Genomic DNA, 24,808 nt, shown 5'->3' on the forward strand with positions numbered 1-24,808 from the left:
CAGCTTGATTGGTGGATGTTAGCAGGATAGCTTGAAGAAGTAACAATCTTAATGGATTAAGAGACTTATCACTTGGGCTGGCTTGGCAAAGGAATACTGGCCATAACGCTGCAGCTGTCGATGTTTTCACCCGCTTTCCCGCAGGATTTCGCCCTCGAGCTGGATCCGCTGGCTGAAGCATTGGCGCAATATGACCTCGACAGCGCGGACCAGTTAAGAAAACAACTGCAAGCGGATTACGAGAGTGCAACGCCAAAGTGGCGGCTGCGCTGGCACCTGCTTGGCTGCGAGTCGGGCTCGTTTGACTCGGATCATGCCCTGATACAGCACCATATCACTCAGCTCCGCACCCTGATGGCCCAGACTCCGTACCACCCAGTTCAAGGCTACTTGGAACTGTGTCATGCCGCGCTGGAGCAGGCTACCCAACGCCTTGATATAGCATTAGAACACCTCGCCCGAGCCGTTGAGTACGCTCAGCAGCAACAAGACGGCGCACTGATGGTATTGGCCCGAGTGCGTCGGGCCAATGCCCTGGCTGATGAAAAAAACTATCCCGCCGCTCTGGAAGATCTGGCCATTGCCCTGAGTGCCCAAGATCCGATCTCGGCCCAGGGGTTGATCCACGGCCACCCAGCCCTGCTGCATTTTGCCCTGGCCCGGACTTTTTTCTACCTGGATAACTTTGGCCGAACCGACGATGCCATGACGCAAGCCCTGGCCTTGGTGGATCTCGACTCCCCCCTGAACTGGTTTCTGCGCTACAACTACGCCACCATGCTCAACCGGCAGCAGCGGCTGGCTGAGAGCCAGGCCCAGCTGGATCGCCTCGGCAGCCGACCACTCAGATTGAGCGAACGGGATCAGGGGTTTTTCCACCACTTCCGCTCCCTGACCGCACTCGGACTGGAACAATACCCTCTGGCCCTGAGCGCTGCCACTTTGGCCCTGGAGATCTTCGCCAAGGCAGAGCTGGAACCTCAGCACAGCCAGGCACGCCAGATCCGGGGGCAGGCCCTGTTGATGCTGGGTGAAGAAGCAGCCGGCTGGAAGGCTTTAGAAAAAGCCCGACAGAGCATGATACAACTCGAAGATCTACGGGATCTGGCCCGGATGGCCTCATGGATTGCGGACTATCACAGCCAACGTGACCACTATCAGGCTGCGTACGAAGCACTCAAGGAGCACCAAAGGTATCAACAGCAGCTCAACACTCAGCTGCAGCAACAGGCACTGCTCGAGCAGCAGCAGAAGCTGGGTTCTCAGATGGACAAACACCGACAGCGTTTAGCCAATACCGCCGAGGCCCACTATCAAAGCCAGCAGTCGCTGCTGCTGTGGCAAGGCCTGTCCGCAGCCCTGCTGTTCCCCTGGCTCTTCTGGCTGGTCCGCTACTGGATGCGGAAGCATCCCTCGTCACCTCAGGATCCCCCCCTCGTTGACAGCAAGGCGCACCTGGCACAAGCGATCCGCGATGCCAAGGCCTGTGGCGATCCCCTTCCTGTGATCCTGCTCCGAGTCCGGGCCGAGACACCGCTCAGCCTGCAGGAGCAGTTGCAACTGGATCTGCGCAAGGCTGACCGCTACCTGCAGCTGGATACCGACAATCATCTGTTGCTGCTCCCCTGGGCCAGTGATGGTGAGCTGGGCTGGCGGATCGATGCCTTGCCACGGCAATTGGCAAGCCTGGGACTTGGGGAGTGCGCCATCGGTAAGGCACGGGTCCACACTTTTGACGATGTCGACAGCCTGCTGGTCCGACTGGAGTGCAACCTGATCAGCCACGCAGCCCGGCAGCGTCCTCTGATCACCGAGCACCACCCCCATTGGCTGGCCCGGGATCACGCCTGATCCAGATACTCGCGGATCTGCTCGAGGAACGCCTCGCCATAACGCTCCAGTTTGCGCTCCCCAACGCCGTTGATCGCCAGCAAAGCCCAGTCGCTGGTCGGCATCTCCGCCGCCATCTCCGCCAACGAAGCATCGTTAAACACCACATAAGGTGGCACACCATGCTCATCGGCCAACTCTCGGCGCAACTGTTTGAGTCGTGCGAACAGCTTGCGATCGTAGCTTTGCGGCAAGCTACGGCTGCGACGGCCGGAGCTTTTCGCCACCACCAGGCGTGGCTCCGCCAGTTCCAGGGGACGCTCTCCCTTAAGCACCGCCCGAGCCGCTGGCGTCAACACCAGTATCGAGGAGCGCGTGATGTCCTGATGCACCAGGCCATGGTGGATCAACTGGCGCAGTACGGCTAACCAATGATCGTGACTCTTCTCCTTGCCAACCCCCCAGGTCGACAGCTTATGGTGCCCACGCTCCTGCACCAGCTGGGCATTGCTACCCCTTAGCACCTCGATCACATGACCCATGCCGAAACGCTGACCGACCCGGTAGATGCAGGACAGGGCCTTCTGCGCATCGGTGGTGCCATCATAACGCTTCGGCGGATCGGTACAGATATCACAGTTGCCGCAGGCTTCATGACTGGGCTCGTTAAAGTAGTTGAGCAGCACCTGACGGCGACAGATCTGCGCCTCGGCAAACGCGGCCATGGCATTGAGTTTGTGAAGGTCCACCGGATTGGGCTCATTTTCACCCTGTTCCAACAGATGACGCACTCGAGCGATATCTGCCGGGTCAAACAACAGCACCGCCTCGGACTCCAGACCATCTCGCCCGGCTCGGCCGGTCTCCTGGTAATAACCTTCGATGGACTTGGGCAGATCCCAATGCACCACGAAACGTACATTGGATTTGTTGATCCCCATGCCAAAGGCTACGGTGGCCACCACAATGTCGGTGTGATCCCGCAGAAACGCCTCCTGCACCTGGCTACGCTCGGAGGGCTCCATCCCCGCATGATAACCGGACGCGGCAAACCCCTTCTGACGCAGCTTTTCCGCCACCTCGTCAACCCGGCGACGGCTGCCACAATAGACGATCCCCGCGTTGCCCTTCTGCTGACGCAGAAACTCCACCAACTGCTCCAGTGGCCGCACCTTGTCCACCACGGTGTAGCGGATATTGGGGCGATCAAAACTGGACAGGTGGCAGTAGGGATCCTGCAGCGCCAAACGTAGACAGATATCTTTCCGGGTCGCCTGATCGGCCGTCGCCGTCAGGGCCATCACCGGCACCTGAGGGAACGCCTGCTTGATCCAGGCCAACTGGGCATACTCGGGACGAAAGTCGTGTCCCCACTGGCTGATGCAGTGCGCCTCATCCACCGCCACCATGGAGAGGTTCCAGTGGGGCAGGCTCTCCCGCACCGAGAGCAAACGTTCCGGTGAGATGTAGAGCAGCTTGATCTCGCCCCGGTGGATGGCACTGAACAACTGCCCCACCTCCTCCCGTGCCAGACTGGAGTTGAGTGCCGCCGCCGCAACACCGGACTCGCGCAGCGCATCGACCTGATCTTTCATCAGGGAGATCAAGGGGGAGATCACCAGGGTCAGGCCCGGCAGCATTAAGGCGGGCAGTTGATAACACAGGCTCTTCCCCCCACCCGTGGGCATGATCACCAAGGCATCCCGTCCGGCAACGACCTGCTCCACCACCTGTCGCTGACCCTCGCGAAAACCTCGATAACCGAACACCTGCTGCAGACAATCGGCGGCATCGGCAAAGGTGTGAGAGACGGAGAACGAGGGATTGGGGGCTTCCATGGGTGGGGTTTCGACGTTGGCAATTGGGGGCGCCATTTTACTCAACTCGACACATCTTGTCGCCTGGACAAAATATCTATCAGGAACAGTAGCTTCACTCTAGGCTCTCCGATGAAAGCCCGAACATCGGCCCCCGAGCCGCCCTCGTTTATGGCACCAGCGTCTGATATTCAGGGCAGATGCTTCGCCCAAGTTACCCCGGAAAAAACTAATCCGTAGTATTACCTATTCCCATGACACAGGATCGGGATCACCCGGGTATAATGCCCGGCCTTTCCAACACCACACTGCAATCGCCGGGGTGCTATGCAAAATAATGATGTTCGCCACGGAGTGTTCTACGCCATCGCTGCCTACCTGATGTGGGGCTTTGCGCCGTTCTACTTCCACGCCGTCGCCGAAGTGCCAGCGGATGAGATCCTGATGCATCGGGTGATCTGGTCTTTTGGTCTGGTGCTGGCATTGGCCTGGTTTAGCGGCCAGATGGGCCAGGTTCGCGCCCTGTTACGCCAACCCCGTAAGCTGGGGCTGCTGACCATCACCGCGATCCTGGTGGCCAGCAACTGGCTGATCTTTATCTGGTCCGTCACCAATGGACATATGCTGGATGCCTCCCTGGGCTACTTTATCAACCCCCTGGTCAACGTGGCACTGGGCATGATGGTACTGGGTGAGCGCCCCGGACGCCTGCAACTGGGGGCCGTGGCCATCGCCGCCCTGGGGGTCGTGATTGAAGTCGTACAGTTTGGCTCCGTACCCTGGATCTCTCTGGCCCTGGCGGGCACTTTTGGCTGCTATGGTCTGCTGCGCAAGCAGGTCAACCTGCAGGCCAGTACCGGGCTGCTGGTGGAAACCGCCCTGTTGCTGCCTCTGGCGCTGCTCTATTGGTCCTGGTTGGAGACCCCCACCGCCACACTGAGCAACAATGACTCCTCTCTCAACCTGCTGCTGATCTGTGCCGGGGTGATCACCACGGTTCCCCTGCTGGCGTTCGCCTCGGCGGCCATCCGGATCCCGCTCTATATGCTGGGGATGCTGCAATACATAGGCCCAACCCTGATGTTTACCCTGGCGCTGACCTACTTTGGCGAAGCACTGGATCCGGCTAAAGCCTGGACCTTTGGCTTTATTTGGTGCGCCCTGCTGATCTTCAGCCTGGACGCCCTGCTCAAGGCACGGCGCCAACGCCGTCCCGCTTAGGACGGCTCGGCCCCCAGCACCTTCATCAGGCTGCGGTAAGTGGTCAGCGCCGCATCCCGCTGCCCCAGGCGCTCCTGCACCGCCACCAGGGCCTGCAACCGGGCCGGTGTACGCGCCTGTGAGACCGCCGCCTGGCGATGGGTCAACTCCGTCGGCCAGGCCTGCTGTCGCCCGGCCAATTCCGCCAGGCAATCGAGCAATTCGGGCAGGGTGCTGTCGGGATAACGCCGGGCCAGCACATGGCTGACCGCCTCGGCCTCACTACCATCCCGACACAAGCTGGGCAGCAGGGCCAGTAAACCACCCTGGGGCTGGCTGCGATCCAGTTGCTCCAGCAACAACTTTCGAGCCGGCTCAAGCTGATCAAAATGGGCCAGACGACGCACATAGGCTTCCATCACCCCAGGCTCTTTGCGCAGGGCACGGCTCAAGGAACGCCATCTTTGCTCCAATGCCGCCAGATCGGCTTTTTGATCCAAACAGGCCGCTTCCACCTCGGCGGGCAAACTGGCCAGTTCCTCTTTGGCCAGGACCTTGTGTTTGCTCAACTCAGGGATCAGGCGGGCCAGGGCATCCCAGTCCCCCTGGCGTCGGTAGAGACTCAGGGCCAGACGCAACGCCTGGGGCTTCTGTCGCTGTCTCGCGGTCAAGGCTTCCCAGGCCTGGCGTGCCTGGCTCAATGCGTCATCATCTATCAAATAGCGGATCCGAGTCAGGCTGACCGCGGTCTCGGCCCCCCGGATCGCAGCAGCCTGGTCGAGATAGGTCTGACAGGCGGCATCATCACCGCGATGGTGCGCTGCCCGGGCCGCCGACAACAGGTTCACTGCGGGTAACTGACCGGACTGGGCACCTTTGACCATCAGCCTCTCTGCCCGGATCCAATCCTGCTCCGCCAGGGCCAGCGCCCCGTTGAGGGTATGCTGACGTGCCTTCTCACTGCGACGGCGACCCGGAAAGGCCAGGGTATAACCGGCCAGATTGGCCCCCTTGACCACCAGCCATTCCAGCAGCTGCAACGCGCCAAAACCCACCAACAGCAACAAAACTGCCCCGATCACTGAGGTTTCAACCGTCCACTCACCGATGGCCACCAGAACGTACCCCTTGTGCTCCATCAAGGTGGGACCAACGATCAGACCCGCAAGGATCAAAACAGCGTAAAACAGCAAGCGGATCATCGGCCGTTCCCCCCACCACGCCCAAGACGAGCCGATACCAATTTGGCCAAAGGCTCCGACGCACTAAAGCGGATAGGATTAGCCGGTGCGATCTGGGTCTGGCGCCACTGCTCCAGTTGAGCCAGGGCCAACTCCACCTCGGTGGCGTCCAGGGCGAAATAATCGCGCAGCCAGCCCTGTGCGGTCGCCAGCGCCTGAGCCATCGCCGCCTGATCGCCATGATAGAGGGCAAGTTGGGCCTGCAATAGCTTGCCCTTGAGGTGCTCCCTCAAGTACCAGGCCTGCTCAGGGGCCAGCAGGGGGGCAACGGCGCCCTGACGGCGGCGAACCGTAATAAAATCGTCCACCAGGGCATGCCAACTGCGGGACAGATTCTCTTTCCAGTCCGTAGGGGAAGCACTGATCGGCGTGGCGCCTGGTTCCTGATCGGGCTCTGGCAGTTCAACACTGTTCAACGGAAGGCTATCGAGGCGCTGCACCAGAGCCTCCATCGCCAATGCCATCCCAGCCCGGTCGATCCGCGGCAAGGCATGCAGGGCGGCGACATCTGCCGCCAGGGCCTGTCTCAAAGGGGTTAATTCGGGATCATCAAGCTGCGCCAGGCGGCGATCAGCGTCCGTCAGCAAGGCTTCTGCGGTGTCGGGATCCTGCTCCAGCCAGAGCTTACGCCCCGCCATGCGCACCAGGTAATCCGCTTCGGCCAGCATCCAATCCCTGGGCTGGCGCTCGGCGGTCCGGGTTTGTTCCGCCAGGAATTCGCCCTCGAGTCGTTGCTGCATGGCGCGCAACTCGATCATCTCGGTACTGTGCGACTCACTGCGCCCTTCGCCACGCTCGATGCGCCGTTCCAGATTGCTGCCCTGCTGCAGCAGGTTCTGCTGCAGACTGGCCAACTGACTCGCCAACACGGCATTGTCCTGACGCAGTTGCTGATCCTGCTGCCACTGCCAGCCGGCAAAAGCTCCTGCACCCAGGGCGATCACCAGGGCAAGCAGGGCGACGGCAAAGGCACCACCACCACTGCGTTGCACCAGGATCTCCTGGGGCGGAGCGGACTCACTCTTATTCGAGGGTTGAGGGGTTGGTTGAGTGTCCGCTGTCCCGGCGGATACACGCTTGCTCGTCGGCTGTGCGACAGGTGTGACAGGATCATCACCTCTGCCCTGAGAGGACGAGGCCGTCTCTGCCTTTTTGCCGGACGGGGTGCCTGCTGGCTTGGCTTCCCTCTCTAAGGTGGGCTTGGGCGTGTCTTGGTCCGCTGCCATAGCGCCACCCTTCGGTGCCTTGCTCTCCTGCGGCCGTTCCGCAGCCGCGTCAGAGGCCGGTTCATGGCGTTTGGGATCCTTCGGATCCTTTGGGGTCTTCTCCATAATGACTCAACTTTGCTATACAACCGAGGATGGCGTCATCTCCAGCCCCTCCCAGCACAGTGATCTGCCGGCAGCCGTGTCGTCTGGCCAATTGGGCGACACGCGTCACCGGCACCAGCCAATGACACTGACGAAGCCAGTCATGATCCGCTAAGGGCAACAGGCTAAAGAGGTTTTCAAGAATTTCACCGCTGGTTGCCAGTATGGCGTCAACCCCGCGCTGACGCCAGCCCCGCACCAAACTGCTCCCCTCCAGAGCAGGAGGGCAACGCCGGTACAGCACCCAGGGGCGCACCTCGAAGCCCCGCTGCAACAGGGCCTGGGCAAAGGCCTCGCGCCCCCCTTCCCCGCGCACTATGACAAAGGGTCCGGGAGACAGCCCCCGCAGGCTGGCCAAGGCTAAAACCCCTTCACTGGTTTCCGCCCCGGAGGGCGGACAGTGTGGCGTAATACCGCAACGGCGCAACGCATCGGCAGTGCCTTGACCCACGGCAAAACAGGGCAGATCTGGCCAGTTTCCCTGCAACGCCGCATCCGCCAACGCCACCGCCGTAGGGGAAACGAAAAACGCCCCCACCGCCCCGTCAAATGGGGACGCTGGAGGCGTGAGCGTTTCGATCACCACCATGGGGCAGCTGGTGCTCTTGTGACCCAGAGCCGCCAGCTTCTCAGCCAGCGGCTCATTGCGTCCTTGCGGCCTTAGCAGCAGCAGATGCATCAGCGTTCGCCGTAGACCTTGGCCAGGATCTCGCCAGCCCCCTGCTCGGTCAGTTTGGCCGCCAGGCTCTCACCCAGAGCAACGGCATCGGCAACGGGTCCGCGGATCTCATCGCGCAGGACCACGGAACCATCGGGATCCCCCACCATGCCACGCAGCCACAGCTGTTCACCTTCGATCTCGGCATAGGCCCCGATCGGCACCTGGCAGCCACCCTGCAGCGCCGTGTTCATCGCCCGCTCCGCCAGCACCCGGGCCCGGGTCGGCTCATGCTCCAGCACCTTGAGCAGGGCGATCAATTCGGCGTCGTCGGTGCGACATTCGATCCCCACGGCACCCTGGCCATTGGCGGGCAGAGACTCCTGGGTGTCCAGGTAACCGGCAATACGCTCCGGCATCTCCAGGCGTTTCAGGCCAGCGGCAGCCAGGATGATGGCGTCATAGTCACCGGCATCCAGCTTAGCCAGGCGGGTATTGACGTTACCACGCAGATCCCGCACCTCCAGATCCGGCCTGGCGGCACGCAGCAGGCACTGTCGACGCAGGCTGGAGGAGCCCACTACGGCTCCCTGGGGCAGTTCATCCAGACTTTTGTAGTGATTGGAAACAAAGGCATCCCGAGGGTCTTCCCGCTCCAGGATCACCGTCAGGCCCAGGCCCTCGGGAAATTCCACCGGTACATCCTTCATGGAATGCACCGCGATATCGGTATCACCAGCCAGCATGGAAACCTCCAGCTCTTTGACGAACAGGCCTTTCCCCCCAACTTTGGACAGCGGAGTATCGAGCCAGATATCTCCCTTGGTGGTCATGGGCACCAAGGTTACGGTCAAACCTGGATGAGCCTGCTCCAGGCGGGCTTTAACATGCTCCGCCTGCCACATGGCCAACGGACTCTTACGGGTAGCAATACGGATCTCTTGACGCGCCATTCACACATTCCTTGGCAGATGAGGTTGCACACTTGCTATCAAGCGGTTGTTGCCTTCATGGTGCCACTGTTTTTTTGTAGGAAAAAGGCAACATGTCACCCCTCGAGACAGGAGGACGGCTAAACCTCTTTTCAATTCACAGAAAAAAGACCGAGATCACACTTTTCGTCTACACCCTCACAAAATGTTATCCTGATCACAAATGCCATTTAATTAAGCCGTTTGTTCCCTTGCCCAACCTGCAGTCCGACATTGCGCTGAGCGCCGATCTCAATCAACAACGACTCGATATTGCCCAGCGCCAACTGGGGGAGCGGGCCGCCCTGTTGCGGCGCCTACCTGCCCTGCTGCATAACAATACGCCGGGCCAACCCGGTTATGTCGAAGGCGCCCCGGCCGGCTTTGTTCGTCCTCCGATCTTTACCCCGGATGACACCGCCAGCGGTCCCCTGCTGGGCCTCTACACCATGGGCAGCACCGGTAGTTTTGGCCAGGCTGCCGACTCGGACATCGACTGCTGGCTGATCCACCCGACGTCTTTGGATCCCCTTTCCCGGGAACGACTGCGTGCCAAATGCGACGCCCTCTCCTCCTGGTTCGGACAACAGGGGTTGGAACTGCACCTGTACCTGATCCAGCCGGATCTGCTTCAGGCGGGACAGGCGGAAGGGCTATCCAAAGAGCACAGCGGCTCGGCCCAGACCTGGCTACTGCTCGAGGAGTTCTACCGCAGCCAGATCCACCTTGCTGGCTTGCCCCTGGCCTGGTGGCCCGGGGCGCCCACGGATCACCCCGGACTGCTCAGCCTGGGACAGCTCCAACACCTGCCCGCCTCGGAGATCTTCGGTGCCGCCCTCTGGCAGCTGTTTAAAGGCCTGAGTCGGCCCCATAAGGCAGCGCTCAAGGTGCTGCTGCTGGAGGCCTATGTGGCCGAATATCCTGATCTGCGGATCCTGCGGGATCAGCTCTGGGTTCGGTTGCGATCCGGCTGTCGAGGCACCGAGGTCGACCACTACCTGATGCTGTTCGAACGGATCTGCCAGTACCTGTCCCACCAGGGAGACCGGCGACGACTCATCATGGCCCAGCGCTGTTTCTACCTGAAATGCGCCCTGCCTTTAAGCAAGCCGCAAAGTCATCTCGACTGGCGCCACCCGGTACTGCATCGATTGATCACACAGTGGCGCTATACCCAAGAGCTACTGAAAGATCTGGATAATGCACGCCACTGGCACGCCGGCAAGCTGCGCTGGTGCAATGACCGCCTGGATCACCTGCTGCTGACCAGCTATCAGCACCTGACGGGATTTGCCAACCGTCGTCGTCAGCCCCACCAGATCAAGCTGGATGAGATGGCGATCCTGACCCGTAAGCTCTATACCCGATTCGATGCCGAGCCCGCCAAGATCTCCCAGCTCAACCCCTTGTGGAGCCACTGCCTGACCGAATCAAAGCTGACCCTGGTTTCGGTACAGGACAACCCGACCCTGGCCCAAGGCTGGTACCTGTATCGCAAGGCGCCGGATCCGCAACAGCTGTTTGGTGAAAGTCCCCTCTACCATGGCGACAGTCGCCAGGCCTGCCTGTTCTGGGCCGTGAGCAACGGCTTAGTGGGGACCCATACCCGTTTCTATTGTCACCGAGCACCTCACCACTGGTTCAGCCGGCGTCTGACCCGGCTCGGTCAGCGCCTTCGCCCCCACTGGTCCGATCCTCCCCGGCCGGATCTGTCGGCCCTCGCCCACCCCTGGCGCTATACCCGATTGAGCCTGTTATGCAACCTGGACTGGGATCCCAGCCAGCAGTGTTACGACCAAGGGTCGAGGCTCGATCAACAGGAGGGATCGCCCCTCTCCATTGGGCAGCCCTCCCACTGCGCCGTAGGCAGCCTGTCACTGCTGACGGAAAACTCCTGGGGTGAACGTCATTGCTATCGCTTTGTCGAACAGGAGGGGATCCTAAAGATGCTGGTCCAGATGATCGGAGGCCTCAGTCGACGCCACAAACCCGTGCCGATCCGTGTTTTCGGTGCTGCTCGTCGACTCAACCAAGCGATGGAAGAGAGTCTGATCCGGCTTATGGAGCAGTGTCAGCAGCAGTATCGAAACGCGACGGCGGAGCGCAATCGGATCTTGCCTCTGCAACTGGGTCCAACCCAATATGCGCTCTACTTTGAACCCAGCGGCCTGCACTGGCAACGTCTGGACAGGGAGGCCAGCCTGGTCCAGCAACTCAAACAACGGGGCGTGCTGGCCCAAGCTCAACCGGATCTGGGCCAAGATCCCTACTCCCAGGCCCCCGCCATACTGCGCCAATATGCCAGAGAGGGGATCGTCCAGGTGTTCGTCCGTGAACGCCCCGGTAGTACCGATATCTACCTGGTCGATGAGCACAACCGCTTAAGCCAGCTACAAAGCAGCAGTGATGAACTGGGCTCCCTGGTGGACCAACTCAACCACCTTCATTCAGCCCAGCAACAGCAACTTAGCCACTGCCGCCAATTCAACCTGCCCCAGTTCTACCGGCTGCTCCCCGGTCCGGGTGGTGAACTGGATGCCCAGCCCCTGACCCTGTGAAGCGGATCCGGGTCCATCGTCTGCCCTTGGGCGATAATGGGATCTGCTAACAAGGAGAATCCCATGACCCAACATACCTGCCCCCACTGCCAGGCCCAACTGGCGTGGAACGGCCAGCACTACCAGTGCACCGCCTGCCAACTCGGTTTCCTCCGCCAAAGCGATTGCCCGGATTGTGGTGCACAGCTGGAAAAACTGCAGGCCTGTGGCAGCGCCAGTTACTTCTGCAACTCATGCAACGAACTCAAGTCCAAATCCCGGGTGATCAGCCGGTTTGAGGCGCTGCGGACTGAGGAAAACAAGAGCGATTAATCCCGCTTGCGGCGATAGTGGCTCTGCACCAACTGCCCGGCGTGCACTCGAGTCTCCAGATGCTCAAACCATTGCAGATCCGGCAATGCGCCAAACAGCGGGCTGCCCCCGCCCAGGACCACAGGGATCCGGGTGAGGATCAACTCATCGATCAGATCTTCCCTCATCAGACTCTGAATGGTGCGCCCGCCATCGATATAGAGACGCTCGAAGCCATCGGCATTCAGCCTGGCCAGCACCTCGGCCACCGGCCCATTGACGATCTTCACCTTGCCCGCCAGCTCAGCGGGCACCTCGGTCAGGGTGGTGGAAAGGACAAACACCGGCTTGCTGTAGGGCCAGTCGATCCCGAAACTCAGCACCGTCTCATAGGTAGTGCGGCCCATCAGCAACGCATCCACACTGGCCATGAAGTCGGCAAAACCAAAGTCGCTGCCTTCGGGGTTGGGCAGGGCGTGCAGCCAGTCCAGGCCCCCCTCGGGGTCGGCAATATACCCATCCAGGCTGGTGGCGATGTAGACAATATTACTCATGAGACACTCCGCTTTGTGTTGATCCCTCTCCTTGCCGGATCCGGTCAACTGATTTACAATTTCTACAATGTAGAATTCTTTTTCAGGATAGCGAGCCCAATCGATGAGTGTCAAACCCAAAAAGCGGGGCCGACCGGCTTCTGGCAATAAGCCACTGAGTAAAGAGATCATTTTATCTGAAGCGAAACGGCTTCTGACGCAACAGGGCAAGATCCCCAGCCTTCGCGCCCTGGCCACGGCGTTGGAGATCGATCCCATGGCGATCTACCACTACTACGCCAATAAGGCCGCTTTGCTGGAAGCCGTGGCCACCTCGCTGATGACGGAGATCTATCGGCCGCAAAACGCTGACGATTGGCAGGGGGAGATCCGCCGACTGAGTGAAAGTTACCTGAGCCTGTTGGCGGCCCATCCGGGCTTACTGGAGATCATGCTGAGCATGACGGGCGACGGGCCCGCCGAAGTGTTTATCCAGCGGCTGGAGCTGGCCCTGGCCCCCGTACGGCTGGATACGGGCCGCTTCGAGGCCGCCCGGGATCTGCTGGTGGATTATCTGCACGGCGTGGCTCTGGCGATGCAGTGCAACCCGGAGGGGATCGAATTGAGTTGTCTGGAGGGACCTTTGACGTTGATCTTTGCCAGCCTGGTGCCCGGCGCGGCCTGAATCTCAGCCCTTGGGCCAGGCCGGCGGCTGAGACCGCCAATCCGCCAGTTGAGAGGCCAGCTCCGGCACTTGATACTGTTTGCCCTCGACGGGCGGGCACCAGTAATCATAGTGCTGGCCATCCAGCTCAAAGGACAGCCCCAGGGCGTGCAGATAGGTGCGATCCGACGCCTCGCCGCCATACAGGCTATCTCCCAGGATGGGGGCTCCCAGGCTCTTCAGGGCTACGCGAATTTGATGGGTTCGGCCGGAGCGGGGCCGCAGCAGGAAGGCACGCAGGCCCGGCACCAGGGCGGCGCTGACAAACTGGGTGACGGCAAAGTTCTCTTTCTCCTGAGTCAGCTTCCAGGCACTGCGTCGGGCCTTGGCCATGCCCCCCTTGACCGTCCCCTGCTTCTTCTTCGGCTTCTGTGCCGACAGTGCCAGGTAACGCTTCTCCACCGCGTGGGCGGTGAAGCGTTCGGTCAGCCTGGCCGCCGCCTCGGGACTGCGGGCCAGCAGCAATAGGCCGGACGTGGGGGTATCCAACCGGTGCACCGGATAGAGCTTTTCATTGAGATCCGCTTCCACCTGCGCCACCACGCCGGCGCTGCCATCCTGGCTGTGAAAGTGTACGCCGGGTGCCTTGGCGATCACACGGAATGAGGGCTGACTATCGATCAACTGGTACATGGGCTCACACACAAGAGAAAAGAAAACGGGCGCCTCAGTGAGGCACCCGGATTATACCAACTTAGCGCAGGTTCAGCGTTGCCACTGCTCCGTCGCCTGCTGATCGGCGTCCTTGGCATCCACCCAGACACTGCCTTCGTCACTGGTCTCTTTCTTCCAGAAGGGCGCACGGGTCTTGAGGAAGTCGATCAGGTATTCGCAGGCGTCAAATGCCGCCTTGCGGTGGGCACTGGAAACCCCGATGAAGACGATCTGATCGCACAGCTTGAGTTCGCCGACACGGTGGATGATGGTGACATCGTCCACCGGCCAGCGTGCACGGGCCTCGGCCTCGATCTGATCCAGCACCGCCTCGGTCATCCCCGGGTAGTGCTCCAGGGTCATGGCGCTGACGTTTTTGCTGTCGCCAAAATCCCGCACCTTGCCGACGAAGGTCACCACGGCACCACAACCGGGATCGTTCGCCAGCTTGGCGTACTCCTCGGCCACGCTGAAGTCCTGAGTTTGTACAGAGATCATAAAACTACCTGTATTCGCTGTTAGCTGTTAGCGGTTAGCTGTTAGCTGTTAGCTGTTCAGCTTATCCGCCGGTGACCGGCGGAAAGAAGGCGACTTCGTCACCGCTTTGGATGGCGCTGTCCCAGCCCGACAGGGTCTGATTGATGGCCACCAGCACGTTGGCATCACCCAGGGCCAGCTGCCACTTATCGCCGCGCGTCAGCAGCTGCTGGCGCAGCGCCTCGGCGGTCAGGCCTTCGGGGGCCTCAAGCTCCAACTTGTCGGTGCCGATCACTTCGCGGATCTGCGCGAAAAACAAAACCTTAATCATCAAGCTTCTACCTTAAAATGGCCGGACTTTCCGCCCCGTTTTTCCAACAGGCGTACGCCCTCAATCACCATGTCTTTCTGCACGGCTTTGCACATGTCGTAGATGGTCAGTGCGGCGGTGGTAGCGGCGGTCAGCGCCTCCATCTCCACACCCGTCTGACCCGCCAGCTTACACAGGGACTGGATCACCACCCGGTTGTGCTCTGGCTGCGGCTCCAGCTCGACGGTCACCTTGGTCAGCATCAGGGGATGGCACAGGGGGATCAGATCTGAAGTCTTCTTCGCCGCCATGATCCCGGCGATGCGGGCCGTGGCAAACACGTCACCCTTGTGGTGACGCCCTTCCATGATCATCGCCAGGGTTTCCGGGGCCATGGTGATGATCGCCTCGGCACGGGCTTCCCGCTCGGTAACCCTTTTCTCGGTCACATCCACCATGTGGGCATCGCCCTCGGCGTTAATATGGGTAAAGCCGCTCATAGTGCACTGACGTCCTTCAGGTGAGTCACGAAGTTACAGGGACGATGGGTGGCATCCAGCTGCTCTTTGAGGATCTTGGTCCAGCCAGTCCGGCAGGCACCGGTGGAGCCGGGCAGACAGAACACCGCGGTCTTATTCGCCATGCCACCGATGGCGCGGGACTGGACGGTGCTGGTGCCCAGCTCCAGGAAGGTGATATGGCGAAACAGCTCGCCAAAGCCTTCGATCTGCTTGTCGAACAGGGGGGCAACGGCTTCCGGGGTCGAATCGCGCTCGGTGAACCCCGTCCCACCCGTGGTGATCACCACCTGCACATTATCGGAGGCGATCCATTCGGAGATCACGGCCCGAATGGTGTACTTGTCATCCTTGATGATGCGACGATCCACCAGGTTGTGACCCGCCTCCGTCAGGTTGTCCACCAGGTACTGACCGGATTTATCCGTCTCCAGTGTGCGGGTATCCGACAGGGTCAGGACCGCAACGTTTAGCGGTACAAAATTGGCTTGCGACAGGTGTCCCATAAAGTCGTTCTCTTTCGTTTCAGGGGCAGAATGCCCTGGCTTGATTGTCTTGGTTTATCCGCCGATGGAGGCCAGGTGCGGCGTCGCACCGGAATTCCCATCCTGCAGGTAATGCGTGGCCTCTTTCTGACCCAGTGCCGCGTGCAAGCGGGCCACCAGGGCACCTTGCTGATCATCCGAACCCAGCAGATCGCGCAGTTCAATGCCCGCCTCGGTAAACAGGCACAGGTGCAGTTTACCAATGGCAGAGACCCGCAATCTGTTACAGGTGGCACAGAAATCCTTGGAATAGGGCATGATCAGCCCGACACGACCGGCGTAATCCGGGTGATGGTAGTTCAGTGCGGGACCGTCGTCGGCCCCACGGGGGTCGAGCTGCCACCCCTCGGCCAGCAGGCGTTGCTGGATCACCGTTCCGGACAGATGCTGGGCCTGGAAGTAGTCATGATGCAATCCGGTTTCCATCAACTCGATAAAGCGCAGATCCACCGGGGTATGACGAATAAACTGCAAGAACTGCGGCCACTGATCACCGTTATGCTCCTTGAGCAGCACAACATTAACCTTGACCTGCTCGTAGCCCACTTCTAATGCCCTATCAATGCCTCGCATCACGGCATCGAATCGGCTATCACCGGTGATCCGCTGGAAACTGGCGGGGTCCAGGCTGTCCACAGAGACATTGACCTGGCGCAGGCCAGCATCAAACCAGGACTGAGCATGGTCAGCCAGGCGATAGCCATTGGTGGTCGTGGCGATCCGCTCCACACCCGGCGTCGCCGAGACCAGCTCAATCACCTGCTCAAAATCTTTACGCAGGGTGGGCTCGCCACCGGTGATCCGCACCTTACGGGTGCCGACTCGGGCAAAGCCCGACAGCACCCGACGGATCTCATCCAGGGTCATAAAGCGGGGTTTGCCATCGGGCTTATAGCCGTTAGGCAAACAGTACTGGCACTTAAAATTGCAGGCATCGGTGATCGACAGCCGCAGGTAATGGAACCTGCGACCGAATCGGTCTTGCAGCTCTTGCATGTGTCACCTTTCCTAAAAATGAGGAAGGCAGGCCAACTTTCTCAGCCTACCCCGGTGGCGAAATTGCCACGGCCTGCAGGCCATATCCCTACCTTCTTCTTGGCAAAGGAACTTAGGCACTGCAGGCTCGGTTCACAACTGCTTGCAGTGTAAAGTATAGCCAGACCCGCAAACAATCGACCGAAGTCATATTTTTCCCTCCCGACCGGGCAAAACCCGGCCAAAATCGCTCACTTTTCAGCCGGACGTACCTGTTCCCCCTAGTCTGTTAAGAGGGTGTGAAGCTCAACCGCTTTTCAGTAAGCTGACAGGCAATGGAATGTGCCACGTATTTGTGCCACTTGGGGGCCGCTGCAGGCGGTCGCAGCAGTAGCGAGGTTGAGTATGGAACGCGAATCAATGGAATTTGACGTACTGGTGGTCGGTGCCGGGCCGGCAGGCCTGTCCAGTGCGATCCGGCTGAAGCAACTCAATGCAGATCTGAACGTCTGCGTCGTGGAAAAAGGATCGGAAGTTGGCGCCCATATCCTTTCCGGTGCCGTCTTTGAGACCCGGGCCCTGGATGAGCTGTTACCGGACTGGCAGGCACAGGGTGCACCACTCACCACCGCCGTCAGCGGTGATGATATCTACCTGCTCAAGGCCCAGGGCCAAACGAAATTGCCCAACGCCCTCGTCCCCAAGACCATGCACAACGAAGGCAACTACATCATCAGCCTGGGTAATCTGTGTCGCTGGCTGGCGGAGCAGGCTGAAGGCCTGGGGGTGGAGATCTATCCCGGCTTTGCCGCCGCCGAGGTGATCCAGGAAGCGGGCGTGGTCAAAGGCGTGATCACCGGCGATATGGGCGTCGGCCAGGATGGCCAGCCCAAGGATGGCTATATGCCGGGCATGGAGCTGAGGGCTAAATACACCATCTTCAGCGAAGGCTGCCGGGGACACCTGGGCAAGCAGTTGATCAGTCAATTCAAACTGGATGAAGGCCGCTCCCCCCAGCACTACGGACTCGGCATCAAGGAGATCTGGCAGATCCCCGAGGACAAACATCAGCCGGGCAAGGTGGTCCACACCGCAGGCTGGCCTCTGGATGAACACGGTGCCACCGGCGGCGGCTTCCTCTACCACACGGACAACAATCAGGTGGTGGTTGGCCTGATCACGGATCTCAACTACGACAATCCCTACTTGAGTCCATTCGAAGAGTTTCAACGCTTCAAGACCCACCCTGTGCTCAAGCAATACCTGGACGGTGGGGAGCGGGTTTCCTATGGCGCCCGGGCCATTGCCAAGGGCGGCCTCAACTCACTGCCCGCCATGCACTTCCCCGGTGGCTTGCTGGCCGGTTGTGATGCCGGCACCTTGAACTTCGCCAAGATCAAGGGCTCCCATACCGCCATGAAATCCGGCATGCTGGCGGCGGAAGCCGTAGCGGAAGGCCTGGCAACCAATCCGGACGGGGGGGAGGCGCTGTCCGACTATTGGCAGAAGTTTGCCAACTCCTGGTTGTTTGATGAGCTGTTTGCCAGTCGCAACTTCGGCCCGGCCATGCATAAATTTGGCAGCCTGATGGGCGGAGCCTTTAACTACATCGATCAAAACTGGTTTGGCGGTCGAATTCCCGTCACCCTCAAGGACGAGCATCAAGATCATGCCCAGTTAAAACCCGCCAGTGCCTTCGAGCCCATTGCCTATCCCAAGCCCGATGGCCAGCTGACCTTCGATCGGCTCAGCTCGGTATTTCTCTCCAGTACCTACCACGAGGAAGACCAGCCCAACCACCTGAAGTTGGCTGACGCGCAGATCCCGATCACGGTCAACCTGGCGCAATACGCCGAGCCGGCTCAGCGATACTGCCCGGCGGGTGTCTATGAGATCGTCGAAGAGGCAGCGGGTCCACGGTTGCAGATCAATGCAGCCAACTGCCTCCACTGTAAGACCTGTGATATCAAGGATCCCAGCCAGAACATCACCTGGGTGGTTCCGGAGGGGGGCGGCGGCCCCAACTACCCCAATATGTGACAAGAGCAGCCCTTAGCTCTTAGCTAAGAGCTAAGGGCTAAGAGCTAAGGGCTAAGGACTAAGAAGCCAACCATTACAGCCTGACTCTGGGTGTGGTTGGCTTTTTCTGATAACTGATCACTAACGACTTACCGCTGCTATTAAGCCACCCGGATCCTGTCCCGTCCCTCAGTCTTGGCGGCCCGGATCTGCTGCTCAGCCAGTTGCATCAACTGCTCGGCACCAACTCCTGGACGCCACTGAACGACCCCCTGACTGAGGGTAACCCGGTTGCATATCGGCGAGGCGGCGTGCAGTAACGCCGCCCTCCGTAGCTGACGCTCCATCTCCTGAGCCAGACGCTCGGCGCCGGCACGATCGGTCGCCGGCAACAGCATGGCAAAAGTGCCTCCCTGATCACGACAGAGGATATCGGACTGGCGTCGGCTGATCCCTTTCAGCAGGCGCGCGATCTGCTGCAACAGACGATCCCCCCGCTCGTAGCCATGGCGTTCATTAAAACGCTGGAAATAGTCCACATCGATCAACAGCAGGGTCAGGGGAGTCCGCGCGCGCTGAGCCTCGGAAACCGCCTGGGCCAACCGCTGCCCGAAGTAGCGCCGATTAGCCAGCCCGGTCAAGGGTTCCCGGTGGGAACGCCGGGCCAGTGAGCGGCGCGCCCTGTCATGTTGCAGCGCGATGTAACGGATCAGACGATATCCCGCCCGGCTCAACAACAGCAACAACAGCAAAGCGGCGGTGACCATCACCAGACTCAACCAGGTCTCCGGCGCCGGGGGCAGGAGTGCCGACACGAGAAGGGAGGGTAACAGGAGGGCTGCCAGGACCTTGGGTTGATCCGCCAGGACAGGGATCGCCACCACGACCACGGCGAGCAAGCCGGGCAGATCCGGGGTGGGCAGTTGGCCCAGGTTCAACGCCATCAGGCCACCCGGTAACAGCGCCAGCCAGGGAGACCACTCACGCTCCGGCTGCCGATAAAAGATCCAGGCCAGCAGCCCGGCAAGCAACATCGACAACAGGGTACTCCCCAGCAACAGCGGCGTTCGAATACCTGAGTGAAGGGCGAGGTACAGTGGCACAAGGAAGAGGATCGCTAACAGTCCCTGTCGAGCCAGGGACTGAAATTTAATAAGTGCTAACATCATGGTTTATCCGGGTTTCCTTACCTGGCAAAGCTCATGTTGTCACTATAGACCGGTTACCTGTTGGTCATCGGGATCTTTACGCCCCTGCAGATAGTGCTTAAGGCTCGGAGGCGGTACCGAGCTGTCGGCCCCAACGGCAAACGCTGCCCAACGCGCCGCCATCGCCATCGCCTCGGGCAGTGGCTGATGACTCAGGATCCCATGGATCAATCCTGCCGCATAACAGTCCCCGGCCCCCGTGCTGTCGACCACCTCGGTCGGGCAGGCGGGGCAGGTCAACTCCCCCTCGGCGCAATAGGCTATCGCCCCATTGGCGCCATCGGTCACAATAAAAGCCTTGAGCCGATCGCCGGCGATCTGGCTGGCAAATGCCCAGGGTTCATCGATGCCGTGCTGCTGCAGATCGTCCCGAGAGGTGATCAGATAATGGCAGGGTCTGCGAGACAGATCCTTAGGCAACTGACTAAACACCCTGCTCCCCTGATCCAGCGCTCGCTGCATCATCTGCGGCAACCCCTCGGCCGACAGGTTGACGTACAAGGCATCAAAACCCTTGAGATCCAACCCTACAGGCAGCAACAACCTGGGCCGATTGGGGCGCAATATGGTGCGTTCACCACAGGGCTCCATCAACAATTGCAGGGGCTGAGTCGCTCCGACATGGCGATGCACCCAACGGCAGTCCAATCCCAATGCTTCGGCCTGCTCAAGCAACCAGTCGCCCCGTTCGTCCTCACCCACCTGGCTCAGCAGGGAGATCTGATGACCCGCCCAGACGAGACCCAGGCCGGTATTGGCCCCTCCGCCACCAAGACGGTATCCCACCTCTTCATAGTGGATCCGCGCTCCTGTAGTGAGTGGACGGCTCAACCTGAGGATGTGATCACAATTGATATTGGCAATGATCAGTGCCTGACCCATGATGACTCCAGCAATAATGTTCTGCTCCACTATTATGTCAGATGCTTGCCCCGTGTCATCCGCAGTTCCCAGCTGGCCAGGAGTAAAAAAACTCACGCTAATCCTCCGGTTTCGGGGCCTCCTTCTGTTTTTCTTCCCCCTCTAGTAAGCCGGGTAACGAACTGTGAATGGACGCATCTAAGGTGCGGAAAAATATGGGTATTATCGAATGAATTTCTGTATTCGGAGCGCCACGAATGGAGTCCATTCGATTCCCCCATTGGTCAGCCCAAGCCCTCGACTGGGTAATGGCTGACAAGATCAAGTCCCTGCTGGATCTGCAACAGCTCAAGCCCGGCGGTTATGATCTCAGGGCGCTGGAAGGAAAACGGGTTCCGACCCTCTACATCCATATCCCGTTCTGCCACACCCTGTGCCGTTTCTGCTCCTTCTTCCGCCTTAAGTTCGACGAAACCAAGGCACGGGAATACTTCAAGCTTCTGCGTCAGGAGGTTGAGATCCTGGCCCGCAGCGGCGTCCAGTTTGATCGCCTCTACATAGGTGGCGGCACCACCACCATCATCGAATCCGAGCTGATCCAGACCATTGAGCTGATCAAGGCCCGCTTCGATATTCAGGAGGTCTCCTGCGAGTCCGATCCCATCTACTTTGAACACAGCAACCCGCTGGAACTCAAGGGCCTGGTCGATCGCTTCTCCATCGGCATTCAAAGCTTCGACGACACCATACTGAAAAACAGCGGCCGCTTTGAAAAGTTCGGCAGCGGCGACGCCATCGCCGATCTGTCTGCCCGCGCCATCGCCGAATTCCCCACGGTCAATCTCGACATGATGATGGGATTCAATAACCAGACCCCTGACGAGCTGACCTTGGATCTCGAACGGGCCAGCGCACTGCAACCCGGTCAGATCACCCTCTACCCCCTGACCCTGGGCGTCGGCAAGAACCGCAAGAAGGCGGCCAAGCTGGCGGGGGATCCCAAGGCCCTGCTCTCCCTGTACCAGACCGGTCGCCGCGTCCTGGAGCCGGGTTACGAGCGTGAATATGCCTGGACCTACCGGCGCAACACCGGCAAACCGGTGGAGCACGACTATGTGCTGGACGGGGAAGATTGCATCGGGATCGGCTGCGGCGCCTTTGGCCGGGTGGGGGACAAGTTCTACCTCTCCTCCTTCGATCTGGATGAATATGCCCGCCTGGTCAAGGCGGGTCAGCTCTCCTGCACCAGTCATAAGGCCCTGACCACCCCCCTGATGCGCCGCTACCACCTGCTGATGATGATGGTCAAAGGTCACCTGCCCAATAGCGTGTTCGAGGATCTCTATGGCCGCAAGCTGATCACCGCCCTACCGGCGGAGTTGGCCTTCCTCAAGCTGCATGGCGCCCTGACCAAGAGTCCCTGTGGTGATGGCTATCGCACTACGCCCACCGGCGAATTCATCGCGCTCAAGATGTTCTCCGGCTTCCTCGCCGGGATGGACTGGCTGAGGGAGCAGGCAGGTAACAGCGCCCACCAGGAGCGGGAGGAGCGCGGTACGCCCATCGAGGTACAAACGGCTTAAACGACGAAAACCCGGCCAGATGGCCGGGTTTTGTGCTCTTACAGCGCCGTATACAACTGGGCTGCAATCACCCCCAGCCCGGCCAGCAGACACAGGCCGAGCGCCCAGCGGCCTCCCGCCACCTGATATCCCGTCGCATTCTGGCGACGCAGTTGATTCGCCATCAAGACAGGCAGCACCACCATGTAGATCACCAGAGGAATGGCCGCAAAGCCCAGAATGGCCACGAATCCTTCCGGGTAGAACAGGGCCAGGGCCAGCGGCGGCAGGAAGGTAAGTAGCCAGGTCTGGCCGCGCTCCGCCACACTGTCGCTGCGACGTGCCAACTCCGCCAGGTAATCAAACAGGCTCAGGGTCACGCCGAAGAAGGAGGTCAGCAGCGCCAGATCGGCAAACGCCGTCAGCACGCTGCCCAACCAGCCCTGATCCGACAAGGTCACCAGGACGGAAACCAGATCCGCCAATGCTGCGCCCTCCATCAAGCGTGCTTGCTCGGCCGCAGGCAGGGCCCCCAGGGTCGCCAGCAACCACAGCGTGTAACACAGCAGAGGCAGGGTCGAGCCGACCAGCAGGACGCGACGCAGATCCGCCTCGTTGCCGTCGAGGTAGCGCACCAGTGAGGGAATGCAGACATGGAAGCCAAAGGAGGTGATGATCACCGGGATCGCGGCGATCCAGGCGCCGTGCTGCTGCGCCCGCTCCGCCAGCGTAATCATCAGGTTTGGCGCGGAGATCTCCGGGATCAATACCCAGAGCACCAGCAACAGGGCCAACAACTTGGCGCTGAACAGCACCCGGATCAAACGATCGATCCAGCCCAGGCCGAGCACCACCAGTCCCCCTAGGATCCCGGCAAACAACAAGACAGCAGGGGTGTGCTCCAACACCAGCCAGGGAGCCAGTTTCAAGCCCAACAAAGACGCGCCGCCGGACAGGTACGCGGCGGTCAGGCTGTAGAGCAGCGCCAGGTTGGCCAATGCCCCGACCCACTGCCCGGCACGCCCCAATACCGCGCCGGTCATGCTATGGAGGTTGGCATCCTGGCCGAGTTGGCGGCTGATCTTGAGGTTGACCTCAAGCAACAGCAAAGCACTGTAGCCGGACAGGGCCCAGAGGCCGATCATCAGACCCAAGGCGGGCCAGAAGCCGATGGCAGCCGTGGCGATAGGCAGGGCCAACATGCCCGCCCCAATGGCGGTTCCGGCGACGATCAGCGTGGCGCCGATCAGTTTACTTTTTGAGTTCATGGTCCTATTTCGTCTTTCGTTGTTAAATCTAGGCTAACGAACGACGTCGGGACGGGAGGGATTTTCAGAAGGGGAGAGAGTTGGTTGCGCGTCCGCACCACACCGCCTGCCAATCGATCCCGACCTTGGTCGGTTCAATTAGCCCTAACAGCATTGTGGTGTGTGGTTTACCTTACACGCTCAACAATGCCATCAGGGCTGGCAAAATCGAGCGTAATAGGAGATTACGCTACGGTGCATGGGATTCTCTCTAAAAAATGCCCATTCAGACTAAGGGATGAGGCGCATTCAGGTAAAGCGACACAGCTCACGGTTTTGGGTTTGTGCTCGCAGCACAGGCTTTGGTTTTTGGGGGCGGCTGCCGCCGCGAGACTTTCGTGGTTCACTAACCTGGGTTGTCGCGCTGGCGACAGCAGGTCAGGGGACTTCGTCCCCCAACACCCCCTTTCGCCTCCCTGCGGCGCCCAAAACGCTTCGCTGGGCGTCCTCGAAGTCGGCAGATCTCAAGCGCGGGGGCATCAGGCTACACCACGCCTGCGCCCGGCTTAACCTTCGCTTATGGCTCGCTCCCGCAGACACGCTTGGAGATCGCCTTTGTTTAAAAGCGAAGCCGACCCGTCGTCTTCACAAAGGCTCCACCAAGCTCCCGGTCTGCGCTCTCTCACCAACACTCAGCGCCGCGCTTGGAATCGAGTTTGTGCTGCGCAAGGCGTGATGTTCTGGGGCGGCTGGTACTGCAGACGTTTGGTGGTTCACCAATTTGGGATTGCCGGGAGCGGCCCAGTCGCCGCCAAGGGCTTCGCCTTCTGGACTCCATTTTGTCTCGGTGCGTCGCTGCGCCTGATGTGCATGGATGCACAAATGCCGTGGGCACATGGATGTGCAGGAACGGCCTCCGACTCGATGAAAGATCAAAAGCAAAGTGGTGCTAACCCCGAGTTCAAAGGCAAAGATCGCCCAAAGTGGCAGCGCCACAAAACCAATTTACTCTGACCCTTATGGTCACTCGCAGCCGTTGGTCGAGCATCGACAAACAGAATTCCATTCAGACCAAATAACTCATTAAGTCTTTGTTATTTATTTGTTTAATGTTAGTTTTTGGTAACTTTATTCCGGTGGCCGATTCGGATTTCAGGGAGTGGACAATGGATGTTGTAACAAGAATGGCTCGAGTTGGTAGATCAGTATCTCTGTTCATGGGGCTATTGCTACCCGCTA

At 60.0% G+C, this 24,808-nt stretch carries 23 protein-coding genes and 1 riboswitch; of the genes, 8 read left to right on the forward strand and 15 right to left on the reverse strand.

Features of this window, described 5'->3' with window-relative positions; all coding sequences use genetic code 11:
• Nucleotides 1–120: 120 nt before the first annotated feature.
• Nucleotides 121–1,851, forward strand: coding sequence for an ATP-binding protein (locus tag AC2D8U_RS18905; protein ID WP_484620638.1), 1,731 nt, complete (start codon nt 121–123; stop codon nt 1,849–1,851).
• Here the strand turns inward: AC2D8U_RS18905 and recQ are convergent.
• Nucleotides 1,842–3,668 (reverse strand): DNA helicase RecQ, encoded by a 1,827-nt coding sequence (recQ, locus tag AC2D8U_RS18910; protein WP_484620727.1) that lies wholly within the window; start codon nt 3,666–3,668, stop codon nt 1,842–1,844. The two genes, AC2D8U_RS18905 and recQ, sit on opposite strands and share 10 nt — an antisense overlap.
• 306 nt (nt 3,669–3,974) lie before the next feature.
• Between recQ and rarD the strand changes: the two genes are divergently transcribed.
• Nucleotides 3,975–4,868 (forward strand): EamA family transporter RarD, encoded by an 894-nt coding sequence (gene rarD / locus AC2D8U_RS18915; protein ID WP_484620639.1) that lies wholly within the window; start codon nt 3,975–3,977, stop codon nt 4,866–4,868.
• On the opposite strand, the gene AC2D8U_RS18920 is transcribed toward rarD, so the two are convergent.
• Genes AC2D8U_RS18920 through hemC form a run of 4 tightly spaced genes read right to left on the reverse strand, consistent with a single transcriptional unit; the run spans nt 4,865 to nt 9,069 of the window.
• Nucleotides 4,865–6,049 carry a heme biosynthesis HemY N-terminal domain-containing protein gene (locus AC2D8U_RS18920; protein WP_484620640.1) on the reverse strand — a complete coding sequence of 395 codons (1,185 nt, stop codon included), beginning with the start codon at nt 6,047–6,049 and terminating at the stop codon, nt 4,865–4,867. The genes rarD and AC2D8U_RS18920 overlap by 4 nt on opposite strands.
• A complete protein-coding gene (locus AC2D8U_RS18925) occupies nt 6,046–7,419 on the reverse strand; it encodes a uroporphyrinogen-III C-methyltransferase (protein ID WP_484620641.1) in 1,374 nt (457 codons plus the stop codon). The genes AC2D8U_RS18920 and AC2D8U_RS18925 overlap by 4 nt, the downstream gene beginning before the upstream one ends.
• Complete coding sequence (locus AC2D8U_RS18930) at nt 7,376–8,137, reverse strand: uroporphyrinogen-III synthase (RefSeq protein ID WP_484620642.1); 762 nt, start codon at nt 8,135–8,137, stop codon at nt 7,376–7,378. The genes AC2D8U_RS18925 and AC2D8U_RS18930 overlap by 44 nt, the downstream gene beginning before the upstream one ends.
• A complete protein-coding gene (gene hemC / locus AC2D8U_RS18935; RefSeq protein WP_484620643.1) occupies nt 8,137–9,069 on the reverse strand; it encodes a hydroxymethylbilane synthase in 933 nt (310 codons plus the stop codon). Before hemC ends, AC2D8U_RS18930 begins: the two co-directional genes overlap by 1 nt.
• Nucleotides 9,070–9,299: 230 nt before the next feature.
• Here hemC and AC2D8U_RS18940 point away from each other — a divergent pair, with 230 nt between their 5' ends.
• Both AC2D8U_RS18940 and AC2D8U_RS18945 read left to right on the forward strand, forming a co-directional pair.
• The gene (locus tag AC2D8U_RS18940) at nt 9,300–11,645 is read left to right on the forward strand and encodes a class I adenylate cyclase (RefSeq protein WP_484620644.1); all 2,346 of its coding nucleotides are present in this window, start codon (nt 9,300–9,302) and stop codon (nt 11,643–11,645) included.
• A gap of 63 nt (nt 11,646–11,708) precedes the next feature.
• Nucleotides 11,709–11,957 carry a zinc ribbon domain-containing protein gene (locus tag AC2D8U_RS18945; RefSeq protein ID WP_484620645.1) on the forward strand — a complete coding sequence of 83 codons (249 nt, stop codon included), beginning with the start codon at nt 11,709–11,711 and terminating at the stop codon, nt 11,955–11,957.
• Here the strand turns inward: AC2D8U_RS18945 and AC2D8U_RS18950 are convergent.
• A complete protein-coding gene (locus tag AC2D8U_RS18950; protein ID WP_484620646.1) occupies nt 11,954–12,490 on the reverse strand; it encodes a dihydrofolate reductase family protein in 537 nt (178 codons plus the stop codon). The genes AC2D8U_RS18945 and AC2D8U_RS18950 overlap by 4 nt on opposite strands.
• 103 nt (nt 12,491–12,593) lie before the next feature.
• Here AC2D8U_RS18950 and AC2D8U_RS18955 point away from each other — a divergent pair, with 103 nt between their 5' ends.
• Nucleotides 12,594–13,154, forward strand: a complete 561-nt coding sequence (locus tag AC2D8U_RS18955; RefSeq protein ID WP_484620647.1) for a TetR/AcrR family transcriptional regulator — start codon at nt 12,594–12,596, stop codon at nt 13,152–13,154.
• A gap of 3 nt (nt 13,155–13,157) precedes the next feature.
• On the opposite strand, the gene AC2D8U_RS18960 is transcribed toward AC2D8U_RS18955, so the two are convergent.
• The 6 genes from AC2D8U_RS18960 to moaA all read right to left on the reverse strand — a co-directional run bounded on the left by AC2D8U_RS18960 (nt 13,158) and on the right by moaA (nt 16,693).
• A complete protein-coding gene (locus AC2D8U_RS18960; protein WP_484620648.1) occupies nt 13,158–13,826 on the reverse strand; it encodes a TIGR01621 family pseudouridine synthase in 669 nt (222 codons plus the stop codon).
• A 72-nt stretch (nt 13,827–13,898) separates the two neighbouring features.
• Entirely contained in the window at nt 13,899–14,345 is a 447-nt protein-coding gene (moaE, locus tag AC2D8U_RS18965; protein ID WP_484620649.1) for a molybdopterin synthase catalytic subunit MoaE, read from the reverse strand.
• 61 nt (nt 14,346–14,406) lie between these two features.
• A complete protein-coding gene (moaD, locus tag AC2D8U_RS18970; protein ID WP_484620650.1) occupies nt 14,407–14,655 on the reverse strand; it encodes a molybdopterin synthase sulfur carrier subunit in 249 nt (82 codons plus the stop codon).
• Entirely contained in the window at nt 14,655–15,134 is a 480-nt protein-coding gene (gene moaC, locus AC2D8U_RS18975) for a cyclic pyranopterin monophosphate synthase MoaC (protein WP_484620651.1), read from the reverse strand. The genes moaD and moaC overlap by 1 nt, the downstream gene beginning before the upstream one ends.
• Complete coding sequence (moaB, locus tag AC2D8U_RS18980; protein ID WP_484620652.1) at nt 15,131–15,658, reverse strand: molybdenum cofactor biosynthesis protein B; 528 nt, start codon at nt 15,656–15,658, stop codon at nt 15,131–15,133. Before moaB ends, moaC begins: the two co-directional genes overlap by 4 nt.
• A 54-nt stretch (nt 15,659–15,712) precedes the next feature.
• Nucleotides 15,713–16,693: a GTP 3',8-cyclase MoaA gene (moaA, locus tag AC2D8U_RS18985; protein WP_484620653.1), complete on the reverse strand. Its 981-nt coding sequence runs from the start codon at nt 16,691–16,693 to the stop codon at nt 15,713–15,715.
• A riboswitch (molybdenum cofactor riboswitch) is annotated at nt 16,681–16,840 on the reverse strand. It overlaps the preceding gene by 13 nt.
• A 237-nt stretch (nt 16,841–17,077) precedes the next feature.
• Between moaA and AC2D8U_RS18990 the strand changes: the two genes are divergently transcribed.
• Nucleotides 17,078–18,712 (forward strand): electron transfer flavoprotein-ubiquinone oxidoreductase, encoded by a 1,635-nt coding sequence (locus AC2D8U_RS18990; protein ID WP_484620654.1) that lies wholly within the window; start codon nt 17,078–17,080, stop codon nt 18,710–18,712.
• Nucleotides 18,713–18,852: 140 nt separating this feature from the next.
• Here AC2D8U_RS18990 and AC2D8U_RS18995 read toward each other — a convergent pair whose 3' ends face one another.
• The gene (locus AC2D8U_RS18995) at nt 18,853–19,860 is read right to left on the reverse strand and encodes a GGDEF domain-containing protein (protein ID WP_484620655.1); all 1,008 of its coding nucleotides are present in this window, start codon (nt 19,858–19,860) and stop codon (nt 18,853–18,855) included.
• A 42-nt stretch (nt 19,861–19,902) separates the two neighbouring features.
• Nucleotides 19,903–20,781 carry a PfkB family carbohydrate kinase gene (locus AC2D8U_RS19000; protein ID WP_484620656.1) on the reverse strand — a complete coding sequence of 293 codons (879 nt, stop codon included), beginning with the start codon at nt 20,779–20,781 and terminating at the stop codon, nt 19,903–19,905.
• A gap of 236 nt (nt 20,782–21,017) precedes the next feature.
• On the opposite strand from AC2D8U_RS19000, the gene AC2D8U_RS19005 reads away from it, so the two are divergent.
• Nucleotides 21,018–22,343, forward strand: a complete 1,326-nt coding sequence (locus AC2D8U_RS19005) for a coproporphyrinogen III oxidase family protein (protein WP_484620657.1) — start codon at nt 21,018–21,020, stop codon at nt 22,341–22,343.
• 38 nt (nt 22,344–22,381) lie between these two features.
• Here the strand turns inward: AC2D8U_RS19005 and AC2D8U_RS19010 are convergent, their stop codons facing one another.
• Complete coding sequence (locus AC2D8U_RS19010; RefSeq protein WP_484620658.1) at nt 22,382–23,590, reverse strand: aromatic amino acid transport family protein; 1,209 nt, start codon at nt 23,588–23,590, stop codon at nt 22,382–22,384.
• A gap of 594 nt (nt 23,591–24,184) precedes the next feature.
• Here AC2D8U_RS19010 and AC2D8U_RS19015 point away from each other — a divergent pair.
• Nucleotides 24,185–24,583 carry a hypothetical protein gene (locus tag AC2D8U_RS19015; protein ID WP_484620659.1) on the forward strand — a complete coding sequence of 133 codons (399 nt, stop codon included), beginning with the start codon at nt 24,185–24,187 and terminating at the stop codon, nt 24,581–24,583.
• Nucleotides 24,584–24,808 lie beyond the last annotated feature (225 nt).

It is taken from the genome of Ferrimonas sp. YIN67 (assembly GCF_057219095.1).

Coding starts and splice junctions, on each gene's coding strand:
- AC2D8U_RS18905 (WP_484620638.1), top strand. CDS start 121: ATGTTTTCACCCGCTTTCCCGCAGGATTTCGCCCTCGAGCTGGATCCG.
- recQ (WP_484620727.1), bottom strand. CDS start 3,668: ATGGAAGCCCCCAATCCCTCGTTCTCCGTCTCTCACACCTTTGCCGAT.
- rarD (WP_484620639.1), top strand. CDS start 3,975: ATGCAAAATAATGATGTTCGCCACGGAGTGTTCTACGCCATCGCTGCC.
- AC2D8U_RS18920 (WP_484620640.1), bottom strand. CDS start 6,049: ATGATCCGCTTGCTGTTTTACGCTGTTTTGATCCTTGCGGGTCTGATC.
- AC2D8U_RS18925 (WP_484620641.1), bottom strand. CDS start 7,419: ATGGAGAAGACCCCAAAGGATCCGAAGGATCCCAAACGCCATGAACCG.
- AC2D8U_RS18930 (WP_484620642.1), bottom strand. CDS start 8,137: ATGCATCTGCTGCTGCTAAGGCCGCAAGGACGCAATGAGCCGCTGGCT.
- hemC (WP_484620643.1), bottom strand. CDS start 9,069: ATGGCGCGTCAAGAGATCCGTATTGCTACCCGTAAGAGTCCGTTGGCC.
- AC2D8U_RS18945 (WP_484620645.1), top strand. CDS start 11,709: ATGACCCAACATACCTGCCCCCACTGCCAGGCCCAACTGGCGTGGAAC.
- AC2D8U_RS18950 (WP_484620646.1), bottom strand. CDS start 12,490: ATGAGTAATATTGTCTACATCGCCACCAGCCTGGATGGGTATATTGCC.
- AC2D8U_RS18955 (WP_484620647.1), top strand. CDS start 12,594: ATGAGTGTCAAACCCAAAAAGCGGGGCCGACCGGCTTCTGGCAATAAG.
- AC2D8U_RS18960 (WP_484620648.1), bottom strand. CDS start 13,826: ATGTACCAGTTGATCGATAGTCAGCCCTCATTCCGTGTGATCGCCAAG.
- moaE (WP_484620649.1), bottom strand. CDS start 14,345: ATGATCTCTGTACAAACTCAGGACTTCAGCGTGGCCGAGGAGTACGCC.
- moaD (WP_484620650.1), bottom strand. CDS start 14,655: ATGATTAAGGTTTTGTTTTTCGCGCAGATCCGCGAAGTGATCGGCACC.
- moaC (WP_484620651.1), bottom strand. CDS start 15,134: ATGAGCGGCTTTACCCATATTAACGCCGAGGGCGATGCCCACATGGTG.
- moaB (WP_484620652.1), bottom strand. CDS start 15,658: ATGGGACACCTGTCGCAAGCCAATTTTGTACCGCTAAACGTTGCGGTC.
- moaA (WP_484620653.1), bottom strand. CDS start 16,693: ATGCAAGAGCTGCAAGACCGATTCGGTCGCAGGTTCCATTACCTGCGG.
- AC2D8U_RS18990 (WP_484620654.1), top strand. CDS start 17,078: ATGGAACGCGAATCAATGGAATTTGACGTACTGGTGGTCGGTGCCGGG.
- AC2D8U_RS18995 (WP_484620655.1), bottom strand. CDS start 19,860: ATGATGTTAGCACTTATTAAATTTCAGTCCCTGGCTCGACAGGGACTG.
- AC2D8U_RS19000 (WP_484620656.1), bottom strand. CDS start 20,781: ATGGGTCAGGCACTGATCATTGCCAATATCAATTGTGATCACATCCTC.
- AC2D8U_RS19005 (WP_484620657.1), top strand. CDS start 21,018: ATGGAGTCCATTCGATTCCCCCATTGGTCAGCCCAAGCCCTCGACTGG.
- AC2D8U_RS19010 (WP_484620658.1), bottom strand. CDS start 23,590: ATGAACTCAAAAAGTAAACTGATCGGCGCCACGCTGATCGTCGCCGGA.